General features: G+C 56.4%; 21 protein-coding genes. 3 read left to right on the top strand and 18 right to left on the bottom strand.

What is annotated here, in order from left to right:
- Positions 1-147 precede the first annotated feature (147 nt).
- The 5 genes from HMJ29_RS03350 to HMJ29_RS03330 all read right to left on the bottom strand — a co-directional run bounded on the left by HMJ29_RS03350 (position 148) and on the right by HMJ29_RS03330 (position 3,995).
- The gene (locus tag HMJ29_RS03350; RefSeq protein WP_171593245.1) at positions 148-336 is read right to left on the bottom strand and encodes a hypothetical protein; all 189 of its coding nucleotides are present in this window, start codon (positions 334-336) and stop codon (positions 148-150) included.
- A 265-nt stretch (positions 337-601) separates the two neighbouring features.
- Complete coding sequence (locus tag HMJ29_RS03345; protein ID WP_171590157.1) at positions 602-1,480, bottom strand: ferritin-like domain-containing protein; 879 nt, start codon at positions 1,478-1,480, stop codon at positions 602-604.
- A 13-nt stretch (positions 1,481-1,493) separates the two neighbouring features.
- Positions 1,494-2,213, bottom strand: a complete 720-nt coding sequence (locus tag HMJ29_RS03340; RefSeq protein ID WP_171590156.1) for a ferritin-like domain-containing protein — start codon at positions 2,211-2,213, stop codon at positions 1,494-1,496.
- A gap of 218 nt (positions 2,214-2,431) precedes the next feature.
- The gene (locus tag HMJ29_RS03335) at positions 2,432-3,241 is read right to left on the bottom strand and encodes a ferritin-like domain-containing protein (RefSeq protein ID WP_171590155.1); all 810 of its coding nucleotides are present in this window, start codon (positions 3,239-3,241) and stop codon (positions 2,432-2,434) included.
- Between the two features lie 28 nt (positions 3,242-3,269).
- Positions 3,270-3,995, bottom strand: a complete 726-nt coding sequence (locus tag HMJ29_RS03330; protein WP_171590154.1) for a ferritin-like domain-containing protein — start codon at positions 3,993-3,995, stop codon at positions 3,270-3,272.
- 251 nt (positions 3,996-4,246) lie between these two features.
- On the opposite strand from HMJ29_RS03330, the gene HMJ29_RS03325 reads away from it, so the two are divergent.
- Together HMJ29_RS03325 and aroC are read left to right on the top strand one after the other, a co-directional pair.
- Positions 4,247-5,728: a BatD family protein gene (locus HMJ29_RS03325; protein ID WP_171590153.1), complete on the top strand. Its 1,482-nt coding sequence runs from the start codon at positions 4,247-4,249 to the stop codon at positions 5,726-5,728.
- 157 nt (positions 5,729-5,885) lie between these two features.
- The gene (gene aroC, locus HMJ29_RS03320; RefSeq protein WP_171590152.1) at positions 5,886-6,962 is read left to right on the top strand and encodes a chorismate synthase; all 1,077 of its coding nucleotides are present in this window, start codon (positions 5,886-5,888) and stop codon (positions 6,960-6,962) included.
- Between the two features lie 88 nt (positions 6,963-7,050).
- On the opposite strand, the gene HMJ29_RS03315 is transcribed toward aroC, so the two are convergent.
- Together HMJ29_RS03315 and HMJ29_RS03310 are read right to left on the bottom strand one after the other, a co-directional pair.
- Positions 7,051-8,409 (bottom strand): HTTM domain-containing protein, encoded by a 1,359-nt coding sequence (locus tag HMJ29_RS03315; protein WP_171590151.1) that lies wholly within the window; start codon positions 8,407-8,409, stop codon positions 7,051-7,053.
- 69 nt (positions 8,410-8,478) lie between these two features.
- The gene (locus HMJ29_RS03310; RefSeq protein WP_171590150.1) at positions 8,479-9,849 is read right to left on the bottom strand and encodes a sodium:proton antiporter; all 1,371 of its coding nucleotides are present in this window, start codon (positions 9,847-9,849) and stop codon (positions 8,479-8,481) included.
- A gap of 232 nt (positions 9,850-10,081) precedes the next feature.
- Here HMJ29_RS03310 and HMJ29_RS03305 point away from each other — a divergent pair, with 232 nt between their 5' ends.
- Positions 10,082-10,714: a NifU family protein gene (locus HMJ29_RS03305; RefSeq protein ID WP_171590149.1), complete on the top strand. Its 633-nt coding sequence runs from the start codon at positions 10,082-10,084 to the stop codon at positions 10,712-10,714.
- 93 nt (positions 10,715-10,807) lie between these two features.
- Here HMJ29_RS03305 and HMJ29_RS03300 read toward each other — a convergent pair whose 3' ends face one another.
- The 11 genes from HMJ29_RS03300 to HMJ29_RS03250 form a co-directional block, all read right to left on the bottom strand.
- Entirely contained in the window at positions 10,808-11,710 is a 903-nt protein-coding gene (locus HMJ29_RS03300) for a DUF5777 family beta-barrel protein (RefSeq protein ID WP_171590148.1), read from the bottom strand.
- Positions 11,711-11,721: 11 nt separating this feature from the next.
- Positions 11,722-12,309: a YceI family protein gene (locus HMJ29_RS03295; RefSeq protein ID WP_171590147.1), complete on the bottom strand. Its 588-nt coding sequence runs from the start codon at positions 12,307-12,309 to the stop codon at positions 11,722-11,724.
- 7 nt (positions 12,310-12,316) lie between these two features.
- Positions 12,317-12,754: a cytochrome c gene (locus tag HMJ29_RS03290; protein ID WP_171590146.1), complete on the bottom strand. Its 438-nt coding sequence runs from the start codon at positions 12,752-12,754 to the stop codon at positions 12,317-12,319.
- Positions 12,751-13,638, bottom strand: coding sequence for a hypothetical protein (locus tag HMJ29_RS03285; protein ID WP_171590145.1), 888 nt, complete (start codon positions 13,636-13,638; stop codon positions 12,751-12,753). Before HMJ29_RS03285 ends, HMJ29_RS03290 begins: the two co-directional genes overlap by 4 nt.
- Before the next feature lie 136 nt (positions 13,639-13,774).
- Positions 13,775-15,223 carry an outer membrane beta-barrel protein gene (locus HMJ29_RS03280; protein ID WP_171590144.1) on the bottom strand — a complete coding sequence of 483 codons (1,449 nt, stop codon included), beginning with the start codon at positions 15,221-15,223 and terminating at the stop codon, positions 13,775-13,777.
- Positions 15,198-15,794 (bottom strand): RNA polymerase sigma factor, encoded by a 597-nt coding sequence (locus tag HMJ29_RS03275; RefSeq protein WP_171590143.1) that lies wholly within the window; start codon positions 15,792-15,794, stop codon positions 15,198-15,200. Before HMJ29_RS03275 ends, HMJ29_RS03280 begins: the two co-directional genes overlap by 26 nt.
- A gap of 148 nt (positions 15,795-15,942) precedes the next feature.
- The gene (secDF, locus tag HMJ29_RS03270) at positions 15,943-18,912 is read right to left on the bottom strand and encodes a protein translocase subunit SecDF (RefSeq protein ID WP_171590142.1); all 2,970 of its coding nucleotides are present in this window, start codon (positions 18,910-18,912) and stop codon (positions 15,943-15,945) included.
- Positions 18,913-19,079: 167 nt separating this feature from the next.
- Positions 19,080-19,427: a hypothetical protein gene (locus HMJ29_RS03265; protein ID WP_171590141.1), complete on the bottom strand. Its 348-nt coding sequence runs from the start codon at positions 19,425-19,427 to the stop codon at positions 19,080-19,082.
- Positions 19,428-19,769: 342 nt separating this feature from the next.
- Complete coding sequence (locus HMJ29_RS03260; RefSeq protein WP_171590140.1) at positions 19,770-20,399, bottom strand: uridine kinase family protein; 630 nt, start codon at positions 20,397-20,399, stop codon at positions 19,770-19,772.
- A gap of 101 nt (positions 20,400-20,500) precedes the next feature.
- Complete coding sequence (gene rdgB, locus HMJ29_RS03255) at positions 20,501-21,088, bottom strand: RdgB/HAM1 family non-canonical purine NTP pyrophosphatase (RefSeq protein ID WP_171590139.1); 588 nt, start codon at positions 21,086-21,088, stop codon at positions 20,501-20,503.
- Positions 21,089-21,237: 149 nt separating this feature from the next.
- The gene (locus tag HMJ29_RS03250) at positions 21,238-21,633 is read right to left on the bottom strand and encodes a hypothetical protein (protein ID WP_171590138.1); all 396 of its coding nucleotides are present in this window, start codon (positions 21,631-21,633) and stop codon (positions 21,238-21,240) included.
- Positions 21,634-21,711: the final 78 nt, after the last annotated feature.

Genomic DNA, 21,711 nt, shown 5'->3' with positions numbered 1-21,711 from the left:
CAACTATAGCTTGGGCAGCGAGCAACGGCAGGCGTTGTAAGTAGTGCTAGTAAAAATGAAAGTCCCCATCCGGCCCGCCCAGGGTTGCTGTAGCAACTGAGGCGAACCGGATGGGGACCAGTCAGGTTGTAGGGCTTTGCGAGAGCCCTACGCGGTCTGTACGAACACGCGGTTCAGAATGCGGCGATACACCGTAGAGAACTGCTGGTAGCACCAGGATTTTAGCTCCAGCAACTCGGCCGGAACCAGCATTCGTAGAGCTTTGCGCAATTCCTTTTCGAACAAGATCTTGTCGAAGCTCACTTTGAGCAGGATGGTTTTGGCGTACTCAAGCATGGTGAAGTGGGTTTTCAAAAAGCGGGTTAGAACAGAGCGGTTAGGTAATGTGACCTGCTATACGCAAACCTTGAAAAAAGGCTATTGTATATAGGGCTTTTTACCTGGGTTTATAGAAAGATACAAAAGATTGTTTGAAGGATACAAGCAAACGCTTGTTAGTCGTTCCCGACTTAAAAAATAAAAACAAAAAGAGGAACGGTTATGCCGTTCCTCTTTGTTTTAAACCGCTTTTTAGCAGCATTAAGAGTTGATGAAGCCTTGGTTAATAGATGAATAAGCTTGCTACTTCCGTGGCAGTTAGCGCATCGAGGGGCTCATCAAAGGCCTCAGCTACTTTGGCCAGAATGGCTGCCTGAGAGAGCGGTGGCGTAGCTATGTTAATCGGCAAATTATCCACGAAAGGCACGAGGTTGTTTCCGGCCAGATACTGGGCATAATTTTCTTCGCCCGCGTAAGCTTTTGCTGCCACTGAGCCTGCCGTAGTGATGGGGGCATCAGAGGGGCTTACCCAGCTTTTTACGGTAGCACCGCGCTGCCGCCGCATAGTGCGGATGTGGGAAGCGTGGCGGGCCTCTACGGAGTGCACCCGTACCGCCGACTCTAGCAGGAAGTTATCAAACTGAACGTACTCAGCCTGGCCCTTATAGGCACGCACGCCGGTATCTTCTAGCAGTTGCGCTACCCGCAGAAATGTATCAAAATTGGTAAACACATCAGGGTACAAAGCAGCCTGGGTACCGTTTTTGCTGCCGGTAAAATCAAAGCGCGGAGCAGCATCAAGCGTAGCACCTGAGTTAACAAGTAAGCGAGTAAACACAGCTACGTGCTGCTGCTCATGGCGCTGTATAGTCTGAATGGCCGCCTGGTTCTCCGTAGTGCCGAAGAAGCTCAGAGGTTGTTTCAGGGCCTGGGTGTAAAACTCATTCTCAAGCTGCTCCAGAACTAGTGCTAGCTTCAGTACATCTTGCGCGGTACGGCTGTCGCGGGCGGCGGCGGGCTGAGGCAGCGCCGTGAGCACGGCTGGCAGCACTGCAGTGCCGGCCTGAGCCAGGCGGCGGAGTGCCGTACGGCGTGGTCCCGTTACCGTGAGGGTTTGGGTATTGGTTTCGGCCAAGCGGGCCAGAAGTTTCAGAAAATCCATCTGGAAGAGCGGCTTAGGAAGTTGGGAGGGAGGTAGCAACAATAGTAGCCGGCACAAACTTGGCAATCAGCTCAACTACTTCAAGGGGCGTTTTAGCCGTGTCGAGGCCGGCGGCATCGCCGGAATCAGCTACAACATCCGAAGCTGCAAAAGAGCCCGGCTGAACCTGATCGCGTACGAAGGCCGCATGCCGCGCCTCCACCGACGCAATCTTGGCTAGCAACCGGAGCGTAGTAGTGTCAGCAATAAGCTTTGCCGCACCATTGTAGGCCGCCACGCCTGTGTCTTCCAGCGTGCGGGCGGCAGCATACACGCCAGCTCGGGTAGTGAGAGCGAAAGAGGAAAAATCAAATGTAATGCTCGTGCCCCCTGAGTCGTAAGCATTGGTGCCCAGGGCGTATCTAAAGAACTCCCGGTGAATTACTTCATGGTCGCGCAGGTCCACAAAGGCCGCTTTGTCTTCGGCGGTAAAGTCAGCAGGGAAGGCATCAACTACTTTCTGGTAGAAGGCCGCCTCTAACTGCTCAAGCAGGTAGGCATAGTTTAGGAGACCGTTGTCGCCGGAGCCTAAGGTCAGGCTGGCGGTAGTGGGGGCAGGGTCGGGGTTGGTGTTGTCGTTGCAGCCCGCCAGCAGCAGGGTGGAGGTAGCTACGGTGGCACCTACCACACGAAAAAACGAGCGGCGGCGCAGCGTACGCGCCAGAAAGGAATCAGAAAATAGTGGCTCAGACATGCGTAATTTACTCAGCGGGCTCATCTTAGGCACCCGGCAGCGGGGGCCTGATAACAAATGTACTCCGATAAACCGGGATGCACTAGACAGCAGAGCCGTAAGCCAGCGGAAAGGTTGCTTGCAAAGCAGGCCTAGAAACAAAACACAGCAAAAAGGCTGGCCTACTACTAGGCCAGCCTTTTTGCTGTAAATTCAAGAAGTGAATTTCTTGAAGGATACTATTGGATAAGGCCGCCAGCCCGTGACGAGTCCGTCACTTCAGCCATCGTCAGAATCTCATCAAAAGCAGCAGCGGCATCGTTGGCGCTGTAGCCAGCACCAAGCTTGGTTACGTCAACGCCGGCTTGCATTACGTTGTCTTCGCGGGTGGCACCGGTGTATACTGGGCCAAGCGGAGCAGGCAGGTTAGAGTCGGCAGCTGGAATCCAGGGGGCTTGCATGCGCATGGTGCGGATGTGAGCCGCGTGGCGAGCCTCAACCGAGTGAATCTGCAGAGCTACCTGAAGCAGGCTAGTAGTGCCAGCCATAGCGCCAATCAAATTGCCGGCCTGGCCTTTGTAAGCACGTACACCGGTGTCTTCCAGAGCCTGAGCATAGGCTAGCTGAGTAGCATAATCTGCTGGGAAAGCCGAACTCTTGAATTTTACGCCCGTCTTAGGCGTGCCTTTCAGGGCTGTAACGGTATCAGTCAACAGTTTTACGTGTGCTGATTCGTGCTTCAAGATCAGGTTAATGGCTCCCTGGGGAGCACCTGCTGGCACCTGGCCGGCAGCTACCATTTTCTTGTAGAAGTCTTCCTCCAGAAGTTCCAGAGTCAGGGCGTAATTCAGCACATCAATAACAGAAGTGCTGGTGGTCTGGCCATAGGCTTTCTGGAACAGAGAAGCTACGAAAGCCGGCGCGGCAGCGAGGGCACCCATTTTAGCGGTATTGCCCAGGGTTTTGAAAACGGTACGGCGAGAGTCGAAGCGTCCCAGGACGTCGGCATCTACCTCCGACAGTTGCTCGATAATGCGAAGTATATTCATGGTGAAGTGTCGTTGAACTGAGGAGAGATTACTTGCCTACGCTGGAAGCGTCAATCTTTTGCTGGATGAATGGCTGTGCAGCAGAAATTACGTCTACTGGCTCCATTGCTTTGTCTAAGCCCGTGGCCGCATCAATGATAGAGTCATCGGCGAAGCTACCGTTGGCAATCAGGTCACGTACGTAAGCGGCGTGGCGTGCTTCTACTGAAACAATTTTACCAGCAACCACTAGGTAAGCGGCCGTCTTGAGGTACTTACCAGCACCATTGTAGGCAGCTACGCCTAGGTCTTCGAACGTCTTGGCGGTTGCCAGTACAGAAGCACGCTTTGTAAAGTCAACTCCGGTGAAAACGGGAGTCAGGTCCTGGATGATCTTGCCGGGAGCATCACGGTTGATGGCTGCCTTAAAGAAGTCGCGGTGAATGGCTTCGTGAGCAGCAACCTGCGTGAAATAGTCTTTCTCAACAGCCGAGAAGTCGGCGGCTGGGGTTGCTTTCACCTGAGCGTAGAAGGCAGCTTCCAATTGCTCCAGTGCGTATGCATAGTTCAGTACTCCTACATCGCCCGAGCCTAAGCTAACCGTGCCGGGATCCATGGAGTTGTTATTGTCATCATCGTCGCAGCCCGAGAGCAGCAGCGCGGTAGCACCGGCGGTGGCACCAGCGTACATGAAGAAGGAGCGGCGCTTGATTGGCGTGTAAAGCGGCTTAGCGAATTCCGCGTCGTCTCCACCTGATTTGGTGATGTTAGACATAGAAGGGGAAATTTGGAGTGAGAAAAAAGAAAGGGCAATGCTTATTCAGGCCACCTCACGGAGGCTTTTTTTGTACTTAGTAAAGTGCGGTAGGGGATTCTAATGTTCAGGTACGCGGGTCTTGAGAAAGCGGATTGCCAAAAGCCAAAATTTTGCACCTATCATTTTTGGGGCACCAGGCTGCTTTTGGAGGAAAGCAGCCACTGCTAAGGATTTACGTAGATTTGGCTCTTTCTCCATGCGTGCTGTACATGCAGAGCTTGTTTCGCTTTATTTCGGGCTTATTGTTATTTCTGCTGGTAGCGCTGCCACTAGGTGCGCAGCCTGCCAATCCCGGCGCAGAAGCTGAAATCGTCCTTGGTCCGGCGGCCTTTGCCATTAGTGAGTACTTCACGATCAGTTTTCAGCTGCGCGGCGCGCCACTGGAGCGCTACTCGGCCTTCCCGGAAATTGAGGGCTTTAAGAAAAGTGGGAAGTCAAGCACCACTACTACCCGCATTGTAAACGGTGCCCGCTCTACGGAGCTTACTATTACCCAGCGTTACGCTGCTTATGAGGAGGGCGAGTTCCAGGTGAAGCCCTTCGTTATGACCATTAATGGGCTCACGGTGCGCTCAGCGGGCACGAAGCTGAAGGTAGGCCCTCAGGCTGCTGTGGTGCCCGTACCACCAGCGGGGACTACACCGCCGGCTATTGGCCTGCTAGATCAGCTGTTTGGCAAGCCCAAGCCGCAGAATTTTGTGGAACCCAAAGACGAAGCTTTTCTGGCGCTGATACCTGATAAAACCCGCGCCTACGTGGGCGAAGGCGTGCACATTGGGCTGTACTTTTACCTAACGCCCCAAGATCAAGGGATACTTGACTTCTACAACTTTGCCGACCAGCTGCAGAATATAATCAGACTGCTGCGGCAGCGCACCGTGTGGGAAGAGACGTTTGACGAGCAGGAAATTGTGCCTGAAAACGTGCAGGTGGGCGGTAAGCCCTTTCTGCGCTACCGCCTCTATGAGGCGGAGCTGTACCCGCTAAATGCGCAGCCACTCACTTTCCCGGTGGTGCCCTTACGAATGGTAAAGTACCGGGTGGCAAAGAAGCCCGAAGCCGGCCTAGACAACCGTATGGAGGGCTACAAAACTTATTTCACTGCTCCCATCAATATTACGGTGCTGCCCCTGCCGCCCCACCCCCTGCGTGATGAGGTGCCCGTTGGCGACTACCGGTTACGGGAGTCCATCAGCCGCACCTCTTTCCGCACGGGGCAAACCTTTGCCTATAGTTTTATAGTGGAAGGAGAAGGCAACCTCTCAGCACTCAATATGCCGCCCCTTACCCCCCTAGCTGGCCTGGAGGTATACGGGCCCAATATAGAGCAAAGCACTACCCGGCAGAGTGGCCGCGTAGGCGGGCGCAAGAGTTTCCAGTTCCGGTTGGTAGCCCGCAGGCCTGGCCCACTGGCGTTTGATAGTCTGTTTTCATTAGTAGTATTTAACCCTACCACTGCCCGCTACGATACCCTCCGCTCTGAGCTGCACCCGCTGGTGCAGGGGCCGGTACGGGAGGCCCTGCAGTTCCGGCCTGATCCTACGGATCCGTTTTACCAACAGGCCCTCCGGGAGGCCGATAACACCCCCCAGAAGATTTCAGTGTATCAGGATGTTCGGCGTTATGCCAATGTGCTGCTGCTGGTGCTGCTGGCAGGCGCCGCCGTAGGGTGGTGGCGGGCTAAAGGCTGAAACCGGGAAATGTAAAAACAGGAAAGGACTGGTTTTGGCGCAACCAGCCATACCTTTGGCCCCAGCAGCTGCCTGCTTAATGCCCCCAGCCAACAGCCTGCTGGCTGCCCGGTTGGGCCCGTAGGCTTCGCCCTTTCACCTTTCACTACTTCTCCCTATGAATACCTTTGGCACCTTGTTTCGCATTACCACGTTTGGCGAGTCGCATGGGCCGGGGATTGGGGTGGTAATTGATGGCTGCCCGGCAGGCTTACCCATAGAGGTATCTGACATTCAGGCGGCGCTGGACCGGCGTAGGCCAGGGCAGAGCGACCTGACCACCCCCCGCAAGGAAGCCGACCGGGTAGAAGTGCTGTCGGGGCTATTTCAGGGGTTTACTACCGGTACGCCCATTGGGCTCTTTATCCGCAACCAGGATCAGGCCAGCCACGATTATTCGCACATTGAGCACGCCTACCGCCCTTCGCACGCTGATTATACCTACGACCAGAAATACGGCCGCCGCGACTACCGCGGGGGTGGCCGCAGCTCGGCCCGTGAAACCGCCGCTCGGGTGGCCGCGGGGGCCGTTGCCCAGAAGCTGCTGGAGCAGCACGGCATTCGGGTTAGCAGCTATGTGTCGCAGGTAGGGGCGGTGCAGGTGCCCGTGAGCTACGAGGCCCTGGACCTGAATTTGATTGACTCCAACCCCGTGCGGTGCCCCCACCCTGAAACCGCTGAGCGTATGGCCGAGCTGATCCGGCAGACTCGCGACCGGCACGATACGGTAGGAGGCGTGGTAACGGGCGTAGCCAAGGGCGTGCCCGTAGGCCTGGGCGAGCCGGTTTTTGATCGGCTGCATGCCGAGCTAGGCCATGCTATGCTGAGCATTAACGCCGTAAAAGGGTTTGAGTATGGGTCGGGCTTTAGTGGGGTGCTGCTCTTTGGCTCAGAGCACAATGACGAGTTTTACCGGGATGAGACCGACCAGGTACGCACCCGCACCAACCACTCGGGTGGTATTCAGGGTGGCATCAGCAACGGCCAGGATATTTACTTCCGGGTGGCATTTAAGCCGGTAGCCACCATTTTGCAGCCCCAAAAAACGCTCAACGACCAAGGTGAGGAAATTACCCTGGCTGGCAAAGGCCGCCACGACCCCTGCGTGCTACCCCGCGCCGTGCCCATCGTGGATGCCATGACCAACCTAGTGCTGGCCGACATGCTGCTTCGCGCCCGCAGCAACAAGGCGTAAATGCGGGCTCTACTGCTGCAGTAGCACCAGCGGAGAATAGAAGACTATTGCGCAATGAGAGCTATGTTAAGCTGTCGAGATAGGTGCTTTACTCATCGAGCGGAGGAGCGGGCATAATCCAAGGCGAAGGCGCCCACGTGCGGGGCTGAGCGGCTAAGTCAGTGGTGGGAGCAACCAGCGGCTGCGGTGGCCGGCGGTTCAGCTGAAGATACGAGTCGGCATAGACCTGTACCTGGCCTAGGCCCCGCCGGTGGTATTCCTTGGCGAGGAAGTGTGCAAACTGAAGAACTAAATCAGGCTGAGCGGCTAATTTATTGCACTGGCGTGGCGTGAGGTAAGTACCGGGAGCTACTACTTCTGTACGCCCATTGGGCAGTACTACCCGAAAGCTGATATAGCCTGACTTACTACGGAGCATCATATGCCAGGCGAAGTGGTGGCCCTCTTCCGTCCAGTGCACATCACCGGGGTACAGAAAGGCCCGCAATGGCACCAGCAGCTGAACCGTGGCGTAGAGGCCCAGGCCAGCAAGCAGCAGACCAGCGTGCCGCGGTACGCTGGTGAGCGTGTTCAGTCGGCGCACAGCTGCCACCGGCAAGCGCGGGCTCAGCCAGCGACGTAGGCCACGCACTTGCCTGGGCCAGTAAGGTGGGAAATAGATGCAGGCCGTCATCATCAGGGAAAACCACGGGAACGTGCCCAGTCCAAAGATGATGACGTTGGAAAGATGAAATAGCACGGCTGCCGCAAACATCCAGCGGCGAGTGCGCGACCAGAGCAGCAGGGGGGCTGCCAGTAGGTCAAAGGCTAAGCCTGCGTAGCTCATAACCCAGGGGGTAAGCCAATGCCCCAGCACCGGCCCCAATACTGGGTAAACCGCTTTAGGAGCCATCCAGACGCTAAGTGGGCGGGCCAGGAGCCAGTCGGGGTTGAGTTTTGCTATACCCGCGTAGAAGTACACCAAGCTTAGTTGAAAGATAAACACGTAGCGCACCCAGGCCGGAACGGTGAATGCAGGGGACACTCGCCCCTGGCGTACATCAACTGAACAAGCACGGTGAGCAGGTAACAGCCAAAGCCAGGCGGCAATCAGGCAATACAGGTACAGATGGTTGATGTAGCGCGTTTGCTCAGCCAGAAACAACAATGTGTAGCAAACCGTCAATAGAAAGGCGTTTAAGCGGTAGCGCCAGCCTACGGCCACAGCTATTCCGGTAGCTACAGCCCCAAAATGCAGGCCTAGGCCTACAGCGGATGGCCACTGCGGCAACCAGTCAAACCAGAGGTAGGAGAAATGAAATTTAGGCTGCGTATACTCGCGGTAATAGCCCAGAGCTAGGCTTCCGGCCATTTCAAGCGCTAACAACGTGCCGGCTCCTATTCGGAACGCCACCAGCCACGCGCAATCTATGGGGCGGAACAGCGCAGTTAGTAAGCGACTAGGCATGGCAGCATAATGTTACCTTCCTACGCGCTCATAGGGGCAGAAAGTTTGCATCAGAAATGCGCGGAGGCGTTAGCTAAATAGTAGCCAAATACTGACTACTCCTAATATTGGCAACAAATACGGTACGGCAAACCGCCCGATGTAAGCGAAAAAGCTAGGCATGGGGACACCTTCTTTGTCCGCAATGGAGCGCACCAAAAAGTTGGGGCCGTTACCAATATACGTAAGAGCTCCAAACAGCACGGCTCCGCAGCTAATGGCGCGCAGGAGCGGCATGGTAGCAGCGCTTTCTGCAAATTGCTGCACTGCGGCCGCTTCTGTAAAGTGCAGGTTGTACCCCGCCATGCTCAGGCTCAGGAATGAGGCGTAGGTGGGGGCATTATCAAGAAATGCAGAGAGCATACCCGCCAGCCAATACAGAGCGGTAGGGGTTAAGCTTTTAGCTACTGCAGGCTTACTGGCAATATGTGCAGCAGTCTGGAGGGCCGGAATCATGGTCAGGAAGATGCCAAAAAACAGAAAAGCAACTTCCTGAATAGGCCCAAACGTGAAGTGGTTCCCCGATAAAGCTTTCGGCGAAGCCGTGCGGTAGCAGCCCCAGGCCGCCAGCAGCTGAATGATTTCCCGCACAAAGGAGATATGCATGCCGCCCAGCGAAATGGCCGGCAGCCAAGGCAGGCGGGCGGGGTCAAGGAACACGGCGCCTAACACTACTAACAGCCAGATGAGGTTGTAGCGCCCATGAAAGTCATAGAGCGGTAGGCCACCCTCCTGGCGGGCGCGCCGCTGCTCACTGCGGGAGAGGCGAGAGGGGTAAGGCGTTTTACGGTCGCGGAACCAGAAAAGCAGCAGTAACAGACTGGTAGTAAGAAGCCAGGGCACCAGCAAGTGCCACGACGTCCAGAAGAACGGTACGCCGCGCAGAAACCCAATAAATAGGGGAGGGTCGCCGAGGGGCGTGAGCAACCCACCGGCATTGCTCACCAGAAAGATGAAAAACACTACTTGGTAGGGACGCACGCGCTGGTCGTTGAGGCGAATAAGGGGCCGAATCAGCAGCAGGGAGGCACCGGTAGTGCCGATCAGAGAGGCCAGAATAGCGCCTAGGGCCAGCAGAATTACGTTGCGACGGGGGGTGCCGGCCAGGTTAATGTTGAGGTACATAGTGCCGCCTACCACAAACAAGGCCGTTAGCAACGCCACAAAGGAGAAGTACTCAGCCAGGGTTTCGGCGGCCGTGTGCCAGTCATGCAGTACCAGGCCGTAGTAGAGCAGCATGAGCAAGCCCAAGCCTACAGCCACGTAGGTGTAGCTCTTTTCCCAGAGCTTAGCGAACAACAGTGGCCCGAGCGCAATTAACCCAAGCAACGCAAAAAAAGGCACCAGCAATGGCCACGGAGGCGCTACCGTAGCGGCGAGCAGGAGCGGAGAAAGGACCATAGGCAGAGCGCAAAGGTACAGACTACCTGAAACTGATTTTTTGCGGAGTGAGTTATAGCCTAGGCCTCTTCTGCCCAACTGGTGGGCTGCGGCCTGCTTATCTTGCCAAAAGCCACTGTGGCTACGCATACTTGCGTACTTTTGTAACTTCTGCCGCCCCGCGCGGTTTTACCTACCAGCCCGGCACTTCGGCCGGCTGCTTATCTCCCGCTTGTCTCCAAGTCTTTCAAACATGGCTGAACAACTCACTGCCCCCGCTGGTCCGGTTTCAATCTACGCCGAAGCCAGCCCCAACCCCGAATCCATGAAGTTCGTGCTCAACACCCACCTCCTGTCGGATGGGGTGAGCGTGGACTATCCTAATGCGGAAGCTGCCGCCAACTCACCCTTGGCTCAGGAGCTGTTTCAGTTTGATTACGTAAACCGCATCTTCATTGCCCAGAACTTTGTAACCGTTACCAAAGGTACCGACCACCAGTGGGCCCAGCTCATTCCCGAGCTGCGCACTTTCCTGAAGTCGTACGTAGAGGCTGGCGGCCCCATCTTCACCGTTGACCCCGCCGCCGAGCAGCAAGCTGCTCAGCAGGCTGCCGCAACTGGCAACTCCTCAGAAGTTGACCAGCAGACCAGCCAGAAAATCATTGACCTGCTTGAGAACTACGTGCGCCCCGCCGTAGAGCAAGATGGTGGCAACATCACCTTCAAGAGCTATCAGGACGGCATCGTGACCGTGAATCTGCAGGGTTCATGCTCGGGTTGCCCTTCGGCTACCGTTACCCTGAAGTCGGGCATCGAGAACCTGCTCAAGCGCATGGTGCCTGAAGTGAAAGAAGTGGTAGCCGAAGGCGTTACCGCTTCCTTCTAAGTTAGCCAAGCCTAAACAGCTACGCAGCTGTACACCAAAAACCCCGGCCGTAATGACCGGGGCTTTTTGCGTGTTGCGAGGGTGGCAAGTGGCCTAGAGTTGGGGCTTAAGCGTGAAGTTGCGGGCCACGTTAAAGCCAAAGTAAATGTCGCCCTTAAAAAAGTCGCCGCTTGTGCGGGGCACAAAGAAGGGCTCAATCATGCCGCGGGAGTTCGTGACGTGCAGTTGAAACACGTGCCCTCCGGTTTCAATGTCTATGCCGACGGCCAGGGCGTCGCGTAGGCCAGTAGCGCGGGAGTTGGGTAGGCGGTAGTAGTACTCCAGTGTAAGGGCCAGCCGCTTGGTGAGCTTTTGCCGGCCCGCAAAGCCTAGGGCATACACATCGTTTTCATCTTCCTCGGTATCCACCAAATTTCGGTGTACTACCGTAGGGCTTACCTGCACCGATAAGCCAGGGGTGAACTTGCGGGCCACCAGAGCCTGCCAGGTGTAGGTGAGCCGGCGCGGGAAAGTGTGCTCAAACCCTTCATTAGCATAGCGCAGGCTGGTGAGAGCAGTGGCGCCCAACAGGGTTACGCTCACGGGCACGGCGCCTAGGCCAGTACTCTGCCGTAGGGCGCGGTATTTCACGAAGCCATCAAAGGTTTTTTCAAGGGAGCTGCGGCCAATGCCTACGGCCAAGCGGTCAGTGAACCCATACTCCAGCCCCAGCCTAATGGTAGCCTGATCGAGGCCGAAGAAGTTATACGCTCCACTGTTAAGGGTACCAAAGCGGTGGGAAATCAGAAAGATGAGCGTGCCCCCACCCGGCGTTTCCACGGAGTGCCCATTAATTATCCGGGTGCCTTTGAAGGTTGCCGTTACGGGTGCCCGGCGGGTACTGTCGGGGTTTTGGCGCTCCAGTTCTTGCAGCAGTGCATCTTGCGCTAGGCCACTATGAGCACAGCATAGCAGGCCTAGCAAGCCCAGGAGGCGATAGGTAGTGGGTGAAAGCATAGCCATAGAGGTCAGGGGCGGGAAGCCATGGTCCGGAGTGGGTCGGCGGCGAGGCGCACTTTTATTTGCACGCTCTTGGCAATATGGTCGCGCACCAGGGCCGGAATCTCAATCTTGTAGTCAGCGGGGGCCACAGTGAAAACGGCTTGCACCAGCAGCTGTCCGTTTTGCAGCTGCAAGGTGCCGGGCACTTGCACGCGGTGCGTGACGCCATGAATGGTCAGGTCGCCCTCGGCGGTTACCATTTGCACCTTGGAGGCTTCCCGCAGTTCCGGCAGATTCACCTCCAGCAGCCGACCAGAAAACGTAGCCTTGGGGTAGCGCTCCGACTCCAGGTAGTTCTCATTGAAATGCTCCTGCATGAGGGTGCGCTTGAACGCAAACGACCGAATAGGGATGCTAAACGCGAGTTGGCCGGTTTGCAAATCCAGCACGGCAGAGGTTTGCTGGCTTCGAGCTTCTATATCTTCCAGAGGGCTAGATGAGAAAAAGGAAATAAAGCCAGTGCGCGTTTGGTAACGCGTTTCCTGAGCCTTACCCCAGTGGGCGCACAGCACCAGCCAGCCCAACAGCAAGGGCCGAAAAAGTAAGCGTTTCATAGGCTGGCTAGTTGTTTGGAGCCCCTTGCCGTACCCAGGAGCGGATGCGCGCTATTTCACAATCAGAAAGCTTTGGGCCTCCCTGTGGCATGGCCGGATAGCCGGCTGCGTGTGTAATCACGCCCACTAGGCGGCCATCGGCGGCTACGCGCTGCACTTGCGCGTAAGTGGTCAGGTTCACATCGCCGTTGCGGAGGGTGGGGTTGTGGCAACTCACACACCGCTGCTGCAACAGCGGTGCGACGGATGCGGCGAAGGTAACGGCCAGGGTATCGCAGGCGGGAGCGGGTGGGGTTTTGCTCAGCAGCTCCTCGGCACTGTCGTAGGTGCAGGCGGGCAGCAGGGTAGCCAGCAGCAGCCCAAGCCACCAGTAGCGGATGGCGGCGGCTGCCAGGGGAACACGCGCCGCGGTCATCTGCTTCAGTGGAGCTAGTAGCTGGCTCATGGAGTTGCTACCAGCCATTTGTCGCCTTCACTTACCAAACCGTTGCCTTCCACCTGTCCGCGAGTCTGGTTGTCGGCGGTGTAATAGTAGAGGGGCTTTCCTTTATAAGTAAGCTGCTGATTGGTAGTGGTACCGTCGCCGTAGGGGCCGCTAACGGTAGTGGTGCGCGTGATGGTGCTGAAGTCGCTGCCTTTAAGGGCCGATGGCAGGTTACGCCCCGTGGTATAGAAGGGCGGCCACACGGTAGCACAGTCGCCGGTGCAATTAGTAGCTAGGGTAGTGGGGTTACGGTCGTCTTTGAGAAAGGTGTAGAGCGTACGTCCCTTGGCATCAATCAGAAAGTTTTTGTTGGCGCTTTGGTTGGTTGATTTATCGACGATGCTCTTGGTAGCCACCATTATGGAGTACGATGGGTTTACCACATACCACACATTGCCCACACCGTCGCCGGAGGTTTGGCCGGTGGCTTCGCGCACGTTTTGTCCGTTCACCAGCGGGGCGTAGTAGTAGAGCGGCCACCCTTTGTACAAGGTTTGAGGCTTGCCATCGGCGGTCATTTGAGTAGAGAAGTCGGAGGCTTGCAGGTCGCCGCTTACTTGGATATTGGCCTCATAAAAGAGTGGCCACACGGCCGCGCAGCCGCCGGTACACACATTTTTGCCGTCAGTATCACGCGAGAAATAGTACAAAGTGTTGCCATCCTTATCAGTAAGGAAGGAGCCCAGGTTTGCGGTTGAAGCCACTTTAATGGTTGGGTCGGGCGTCACGACCTGCTTTTCTTTTGAATCGCTGCAGCTGCTGAGCAGCGGTGCCCAGCCTAGTACTAGCAGCAAAAAGAGTTGGGAAGCCCAACGGGTAACCCAGGAGGAATGAGGGTAGAGCATGGTTGTGAGTAGATAAGGTGAAGGAATAGACAGCGACATAAGGGCCCTGAAAAGGCATAGCAGAGCCAGGACTTCAAAAAATGAAGCCAGTAGGAGAGGGGTGACTGTGCCAACCCCAGCAAGAAATGAAGGTGGCCTAGGGGGCCGGTGCTACCACTTTAGGATGGCCTAGGCCATAGCGGAGGCCTAGCAGCAGGCCCGTGCTGCCCAACCGCATTTGCCCAAACCCAACGCCATGAAGCGGTACGTTTACGAATGGCTCAGCCTGTACTACCCAGCGCGGAGCTACGTTGCGCTCATACCCAGCCGCCAGCCTGAGTACCTGTAGGGCTTGCGTGCCGCCGTTGGGGTAACTTCTGGTGCGTTCCATGTACTCGCCGTTTAGCTCGTAGTGGTAGGTGTAGCGCTCATTGCGCAGCACGAGGGAGGTAAGGCCCGCGCTGGCGTACAACGAGTAGCCGGGGCGCAGCCAAACGTCGTAACGAACATCCAGCGGAATCTCCAGAATGCGGCAATTGGCCTCTACTTCCTCCACCGGAATGCGCCACGTCCAGTACCCGGCTGGGGGGCGGTAGTCGGAACCGCGGGCGCCGTAGCGCTTCACACTCCGCAGCACTCCGGTACGCACCCGCAGCCGTGAGCTAAGGCGGTATTCGGCTACCAAGCCTACTGTGCCGCCCGTGCGGGGGCTAGGGCTTGGCAGCACAGCCGACAGCTCAGGACCACCAACCACGCCTACCAAAAAACGGTAAGCTGGGGCTGCGGGCCGTTGCCGCCTTGGCAGCAGAGAATCGGCAGCAGCGGCGGGTGCGACAGTAGGTTCTGCTGCAACTGCCGGAGCAGTAATTTTGCTTGAGTCAGCGGCCGCCGGTAGTTGGGGTACCACAGCTACCCTACCCGAAGGAGCAGGTATTGCTTGCTCATCAATAGTAGGAGTGGCTAGACTAGGAGTGGCTAGGCCACTGCCAGCCGCTGGGGTTAACGCTGTTTCCGAGGCTCTATCAACGGCGGCTTCTTTCGTGGGAGGTATAACTGCAGGCCGGTAAGTGCGGGAGCTGCTAACTGCCAGACTAGCAGCTCCCGCAAAAGGCATCTTCGGGCGTGAAAACCGAAGCAGCCGTCCTGACCTGGTTTCTTGCAACGCAACCTCAGACCCCTTTAAGTCAGCCAACTTTGGTGCCGTGGTACTGGGGTTTTGCCTCTGTGCCAGCGGCTGGTGCTCTCGCTCAACCTGGCTGGTCGCTGCCTGCTTAATAAGGGTAGACTGCTGGGTGACTGTGACTTCTTTAGATAAAGTGCTTGTAGTTTGAGATAAGGGGCTTGTGGGTAGCCCAGTGGTAGCTAGGCCACCTGGGAAGTGGCCTAGCCAGAGCCACAAGAACACAGCAACTACTCCCATTTCTGTTGCAAACAAGCCAGCCACGCGTTGCCACAGCTGGCGCCGCACTTGGTGCTGCCGCGCCGCCTCATCTAGTTGCGTTTCTAAGCGCAGCCAGCCGCTAAGGGATGTCTCGTCGGGGAAGGCCTCGGCTCCCCGTTGGAACAGCCGGTCTAGCTCTTCATCTGACATATCCGGCGTACGCATGGTGTTGTTGTTGTTTAAGCAAAAGTTTGAGCTGAGCCCGAGCCTTAAATAAATTCGACTTGGAGGCGCCAACCGAAATACCTAGCTGTTCCGCAATTTCTTCGTGGGTGTAACCATCAATCACAAAGAGGTTAAATACGGTGCGGTAAGCAGGGGGCAGATGCCCAATCAGCCGCAATAGTTCCTCAAATGAGAGCGTGTCGAGCGGTGAGCAGGCGACATCAGGAGGAGCAGGCACGGTATCCAGATCCACCTGAAAGGCGTGGCGGTTCAGGGCCCGGAAGTGGTCAATGGCCGTACGAACCATAATCCGCCGCAGCCACCCGCGCAACGACCCGGCCAGATCAGGGAAGCGCTGCTCATCAAAGCGCGGAAGCTCCTGGAATACCTTGATAAATCCGTCGTTTACGGCCTCCTGACTAGCGTCCCGGTCGTGGAGGTAGCGCAGACAGATGCTGAGGGCATAGGCGTAATGGCGCAGATACAGCTGCCGCTGGCTGGCCCGGTCGTTCCCTCGGCATCCGACGAGCAACTGGGTGAGAAGCGCATGTTCAGGGTTGGGAGTAACCACGGCAGCGGAGCGTCTATCTACTAACCCACTCGGAGCAGCCCGCCTAAAGGTTGCCTGAGTATTCAGAAAATTTAATAAAAAAAGCCCGGTCCTTGCGAACCGGGCTTTTTAGCTAGAAAGAGAGTGGCCTAGGCCACCTTTCTAAGCATTAAATGTTGGCCGTCGAGAGCTTAGGAGCACCAGCGTCGGTAGTAGTATTCAGGTTGGCTTTCTCCCTGCGACCGTAGGTGTCCAGGATCAGCGGAGCCGCAATAAACAGCGACGAGTACGTACCGTAGATGATACCGATCAGCATGGCAAAGGAGAACGAGCGTAGAGTTTCGCCACCGAACACGTAGAGTACCCCAACCACCAGGAATACCGTGGTGAACGTAATCATGGTGCGGGAGAAGGTGCTGTTCAGGGCGGGGTTTACCACCTGCGCAAACGTCAGGTGCTTGTTCTCGCGTAGGTACTCTCGAATTCGGTCATAGATAACGATGGTATCGTTCATCGAGAAGCCAATTACCGTGAGCACAGCTGCCACAAACACCTGATCCATTTCGTAGTTCAGGCCCAGGGCCCGCGCAATGGGGAAAGTAGCAATTACCAGCAGAGCATCGTGGAACAGCGCCACTACGGCAGCCATCGAGTACTGCCACTTCTCAAAGCGGAACAGTACGTATACGAAGATGGCCAGCAGCGTCAGGCCCAAGCTCACTACCGAGGTCTTCTTGATGTCATCGGCAATGGTAGCGCCTACTTTCGAAGAGCTCTTAATAGTGGGATTTTCTGCGCCATATTTCTTGGCCAGGCCAGTCTCCAGCGCGGTGCGCACCTTCTTGTCGGCGTCGGTGCTTTCATCGGCGGCCAGGTAACCCGTAGTGATACGCAGGCGGTTGTTGGCACCGAAGGTTTTTACTTCTGTACCAGCACCCCCGAAGTATTCTTTCGTCAGCACGTCGCGCACATCCGAAGCCGGAATGGCCTTGTTGAAGTCTACGATGTATTCGCGTCCACCGCGGAAGTCAACACCCAGGTTCGGGCCGCCCTGCATGGCCATCAGCACGAAGCCCAGCACGATAACCACCGTAGAAACGATGTAAGCGTACTTGCGCTTGCCTACGATGTCAAAGTTGGTGCCTTTGAACAGGTGACGCGAAACAGCAGTGTCAAACGTGAGAGAGCTGGCTGCTTTGCCTTTGGTGATACGCTCAATGATGAGGCGCGACACGTATACCGCCGACAGGAACGAGGTGAATACACCAATACCCAGCGTAATAGCGAAGTTCTGCACCGGGCCCGTACCGAAGAAGCCCAGAATCAGGGCAATGATCAGCGTGGTAACGTTGGAGTCGAAAATGGCCGAGAAGGCGCGGCTATAGCCTTTGCTGATAGCGTCCTGGGTCTGTAGGCCATGGTCAAGCTCTTCCCGGATGCGTTCGAAGATCAGTACGTTGGCATCTACAGAGGTACCAATTACCAGTACCAGACCGGCAATACCAGGCAGGGTGAGGGCGAAGGAGAACTGCGCCAGCACACCCAGAATCAGGAACATGTTGAACAGCAGGGAAGCATCGGCTACCATGCCGGCCCGGCCGTAGTACACGGCCATGAAGATCATGATAATCACGAGGCCCGCCAGCGAAGAGTACAACCCCTGGTTGGTGGCTTCCTGACCCAGTGAGGGGCCTACTACGGCTTCTTCTACAATGCGGGTAGGAGCGGGCAGCTTACCGGCCTTCAGAATGTTAGCCAGGTCCTGTGCTTCCTCAATGGTGAAGTTGCCGGAAATACTGGAGTTGCCGCCTGCAATTTCAGCCTGCACTACTGGGGCCGAGTACACATAGTCATCAAGGACAATAGCAACCTGACGGCCAATGTTGGCGCCGGTTAGCTTCTGCCACTTCCGGCCGCCACCGGGTGTCATCTGCATAGATACTTCAGCACGACCGCTGAGCTGGTCGAAGTCGCCACGAGCGTCGCTGATAACTTCGCCGCCAATGGGAGCTTCAACGCCATTAGCTTTGCGGATAGCGTAGAGCTGCAAGTACTCCTGACCTTCGATAATGTCGGGCTTCACACCCCACAGGAACGTTAGGTTAGAGGGCAATACAGCCCGGGTGTCGGGGCTGCGCAGTACGGCATTCACGCGGGCGGTGTCGCGCACGTTAGCACCCAGGGTGCCAGGCATGGTGAACAGGCTGGCCAGTACGTTTTTCTTAGGCGCTGCCGAGTCGGTTTTAGCGGTAGCAGTTCCTTTTTTAGCGAGTTGGCTAGCCAGAGAAGTGGTGTCGCCGGCGGCAGCTGTGGTGCCAGTAGTGGCCGCAGTGTTGGCCGCTACTGGAGCAGCGGCAGCTTCCTTGGCACTCAGTACTTCATTAAGCTGGTTGAGGTAGGGAGCAAACTCATCGGGGCGCCATACTTCCCAGAACTCCAGCTTAGCCTGGCCTTGCAGCAGCTTACGTACACGGTCGGGGTTGTCTACGCCGGGTAATTCTACCTGAATACGGCCAGTGCCCTTTACGCGCTGAATGTTCGGCTGGCTGGTGCCAAACTTGTCGATACGGGAGCGGAGGATGTTGAAGGAGCGGTCAATGGCTTCCTCAATTTCCTTGTTAATAGCGCCCAATACCTTCGCGTCGGAAGAGTTGATGTCGATGTTGCGGCTCTTGTTGAGCGTGTTGGCGAAGATGGAAGCCAGTTTGCCGTTAGGAGCGGCGTCGCGGTAGGTCTGCGCAAACAGGGTGGTGAAGGGCGTAGAAGGGCTAGCCTTCTGCAGCTCCTGGGCCTGAGTAATGGCTTTGTTGAAGGCCGGGTCTTTTGAGTTGGCCGACATGGCCCGCACAATCTCTACCGGCGATACTTCCAGCGTTACGTGCATACCACCATTCAGGTCAAGGCCGAGGCCAAGCTCTGAGGTGCGCACATCCTTGTAAGTAAGCGGCCCGAATACGGGTGCGCGCCACACGGAATCGAGGTAGTGCTGGCGCTTGGCTTCCACGAGTTTGCCCCCGCGGCTGGCGTAGGCCACCGCGTCGCGCTGCACCCCTCGTGACACGAAGGTGAGCGTCAGGAAGTAGATGCACAACGCCGACACAATAAGCGTCAGCGTAATGACGAGTCCTTTATTTCGCATTTGATAAAAAGTAGGTATTCTGAATCCAGGATAAGCTGATGCGGCGCAAAGGCGCTCCGGAAAAGCATGGTTGATGCCTGTAGGGCCAGCATTCCCGGCCGCATCAGCAACGGGAGAGGGCGCTAAGTGGCCTAGCAATGCAACTGCTTTTCAGCAGGCCAGCTTGCCTAGGGGGCATGTGGCGAGAGGGCGGCAACGAGCAGCCGGCTCCGAAACAAATCCGGTACGGCGCTGGGGCGGGGCTGCGGCTCCGCTAAACGAGCCCGCAACCAGGAAATGGTAGTCGGCGGTGTAGGTGAAGGCAGCCAGGCATCAGCCGCCGGCGCCAGCAAAAACACCAGTGGCGAAGTGGCTTCCAGCGTTACGCGCTGCTTTACCACGGCGGCCCTAGGGCCCGCGCTTACCTGAGTGCCTTTACCCGCCGGAATTACCCGGAGCGTAGCCACGGCCTGGTGGTTCAGCGACAGCACAAACAGCACGGTGGCTGTGAGCAGCGCGAAGCGCAGGCGAGGCATAAAGGCAGGTAGGAAACGCAAAATCTTCGGGGGTAAGAAGTACAAATATACTTTTTTGCGTAGCCCGGTGCAAAGTATCCTGCTACAGTCTGCTCTCAGGCAGGAGTTTTTGTGTGCTTTACAACTGCACTTTGCCCTTACTATTGCAAGAAAACTGCTTTACTATATTCCTGTTGGTGCGGTGCAGTACAGCGCAGGAAGTTGGCATTACAGAGCTATGTAAGCCAGCACGTTTCAGTATTCTACCGCTTCCTGGCCTGCATTAATCCTTTACACAGTGGAAATAAAAAGTCTCGCTGCCGGTAGGGCAGCGAGGCTTTTGTGATTGAGCTAGGCCAGTGGCTATGAGGCGTTAGCGGCTATTTTGCCCTTCAGGTACCCCACCAGCACATCCAGACCACGATCAAAGTGCCGGTTGTTGGGGATAATGACGTCGGCGTCGTGCTTGAAGGGCTTAATGTATTTCTCGTAAGTGGGGGCCACGTGGTTGGTGTAGCGGTACAGCACATCTTCCAGGTCATAGCCGCGCTCATCCCGGTCCCTGACGATGCGGCGCTGCAGCTTCACGTGTTCCCGCGCATCGATGTACACTTTCAGGTCCAGCAGCTTGGCTACTTCTTCAAAGTAAAACACAAAGATGCCTTCTACTACTACAATGGGAGCGGGCCGGAACACCAGCTCAGCGGGTACTACGTTCGGGTTATTAAAGGTGTACTCTTGCCGGCGTACCTCCAGGCCCTGGCTGATGCGCAATACGTCAGCGGCATACGCCGCCGAATCAATGCTGCTGGGAAGGTCAAAGTTCGTGACGCCCTGGGCATCTACCAGCTGGCTTTCACGGGGATGATAGTAGTTGTCCTGTGAAATCAGGCAGATATCTTCCTCGGGAAACGAAGCCAGTAGCCGACGCAGAAAAGTAGTCTTACCGGAGGCGCTACCGCCCGTGATACCGACGATGAAAGGGTGTTGCATTGGGGGTGGGAATAGGCCCGTACCGGCGGGGCCAACCCTGCAAAAGTAAGAAGTTTGCTGCTGAGTAAGAGAAAAGCCGGGCGAAATGGCCCGCTAAACCTCTATTTCAGCCGCTGGTTCAGGAAATGCACCAGCTTGGCCACGGCCCGGCTGCGGTGGCTGATGGCATTTTTTTCTGGCAGGCTCATCTCGGCAAAAGTGCGCCCGTTACTCTCAATAGGACAAAAAACCGGATCGTAGCCGAAGCCTTCCTGCCCGCGTAATTCGTTGATGATAGTGCCTTCTACGGCGCCCGCAAACTCGTGTACTTCGCCGCCGGGCAGCACCAGCGCCACCACGGTGCGGAAGCGGGCCGAGCGGTCGGAGCGGCCCCGGAGCTCCTGCAGTAGTTTCTGCACGTTATCAGCCGCTGAGCGCTGGGGGCCCGCGTACCGGGCCGAGTACACACCGGGCTCCCCGTTTAGGGCCGTCACCTCTAGGCCAGTATCATCAGCGAAGCAGGCTACGCCGTAGTTGTTCCACACGTATTCAGCCTTTTGGCGGGCGTTGCCTTCCAGCGTATCCTGGGTTTCGGGTAGCTCTTCTTCGCACCCAATGGCGGCTAGGCTAACTAGCTCCACTGAAGCCGGCAGCAGTGGCCGAATTTCATCTAGCTTGTGAGCATTGTTGGAAGCAAAACAAAGGCGCATAGAAACGGTGAAGAGGAGAAAAGGTAAAAGAGCGAAGTGATGAACGAGGTATACTGAGTACTACGTACTGCGCAGAAAGTTTAGCCCTTTATCGGCACTGGTGGTGCTACCTAGGCCACTTTGCGTCTTCCTCACTCCCTCGTTATCTGTTAGCGAAACATCAATTTGATGCTGCTCCAGGAGCGCTCAACGGCGCTGGGTGTCTGGTTGAGAACAGTATAAAAGCTCTGCTGGCCAGCCGCCGTACGTAGTTGCAGGCGGTACGTGAAAGGCCCACCGCCCAGGCCATGGTAGCTGTTTTGATCAACGTACTGGTACGTGCGCTGGTTGCTGGGTTCTAGGCTGGTCAGTTTGCTGAAGCTAGGTTCATTATTGGCCTTCCGGAATAGGGTATATTCCTGCACATCACCATCATGGTTTGCTTCCCACTCAACCACCACGTGGGTATCGTTGTAGGTGGCTTGGAAAGAAGTAATGGTGGCGCCGTAGGCTAACAAAACACCACCACTGAGCAGCACCAGACAGGCAATAAATTGGCGTGACATAGGCAAAGCAAGTAAGTAGAGCCGGGTAGATATAGATAGCGTAGCGGCCCAAACATAAGCAATTCCAAGAGCCACCAC

Source organism: Hymenobacter taeanensis, assembly GCF_013137895.1.
Taxonomy (GTDB): Bacteria; Bacteroidota; Bacteroidia; order Cytophagales; family Hymenobacteraceae; genus Hymenobacter; species Hymenobacter taeanensis.
Note: the sequence above shows the minus strand (reverse complement) of the source record. Positions and strands in the feature narration are given on the sequence as shown.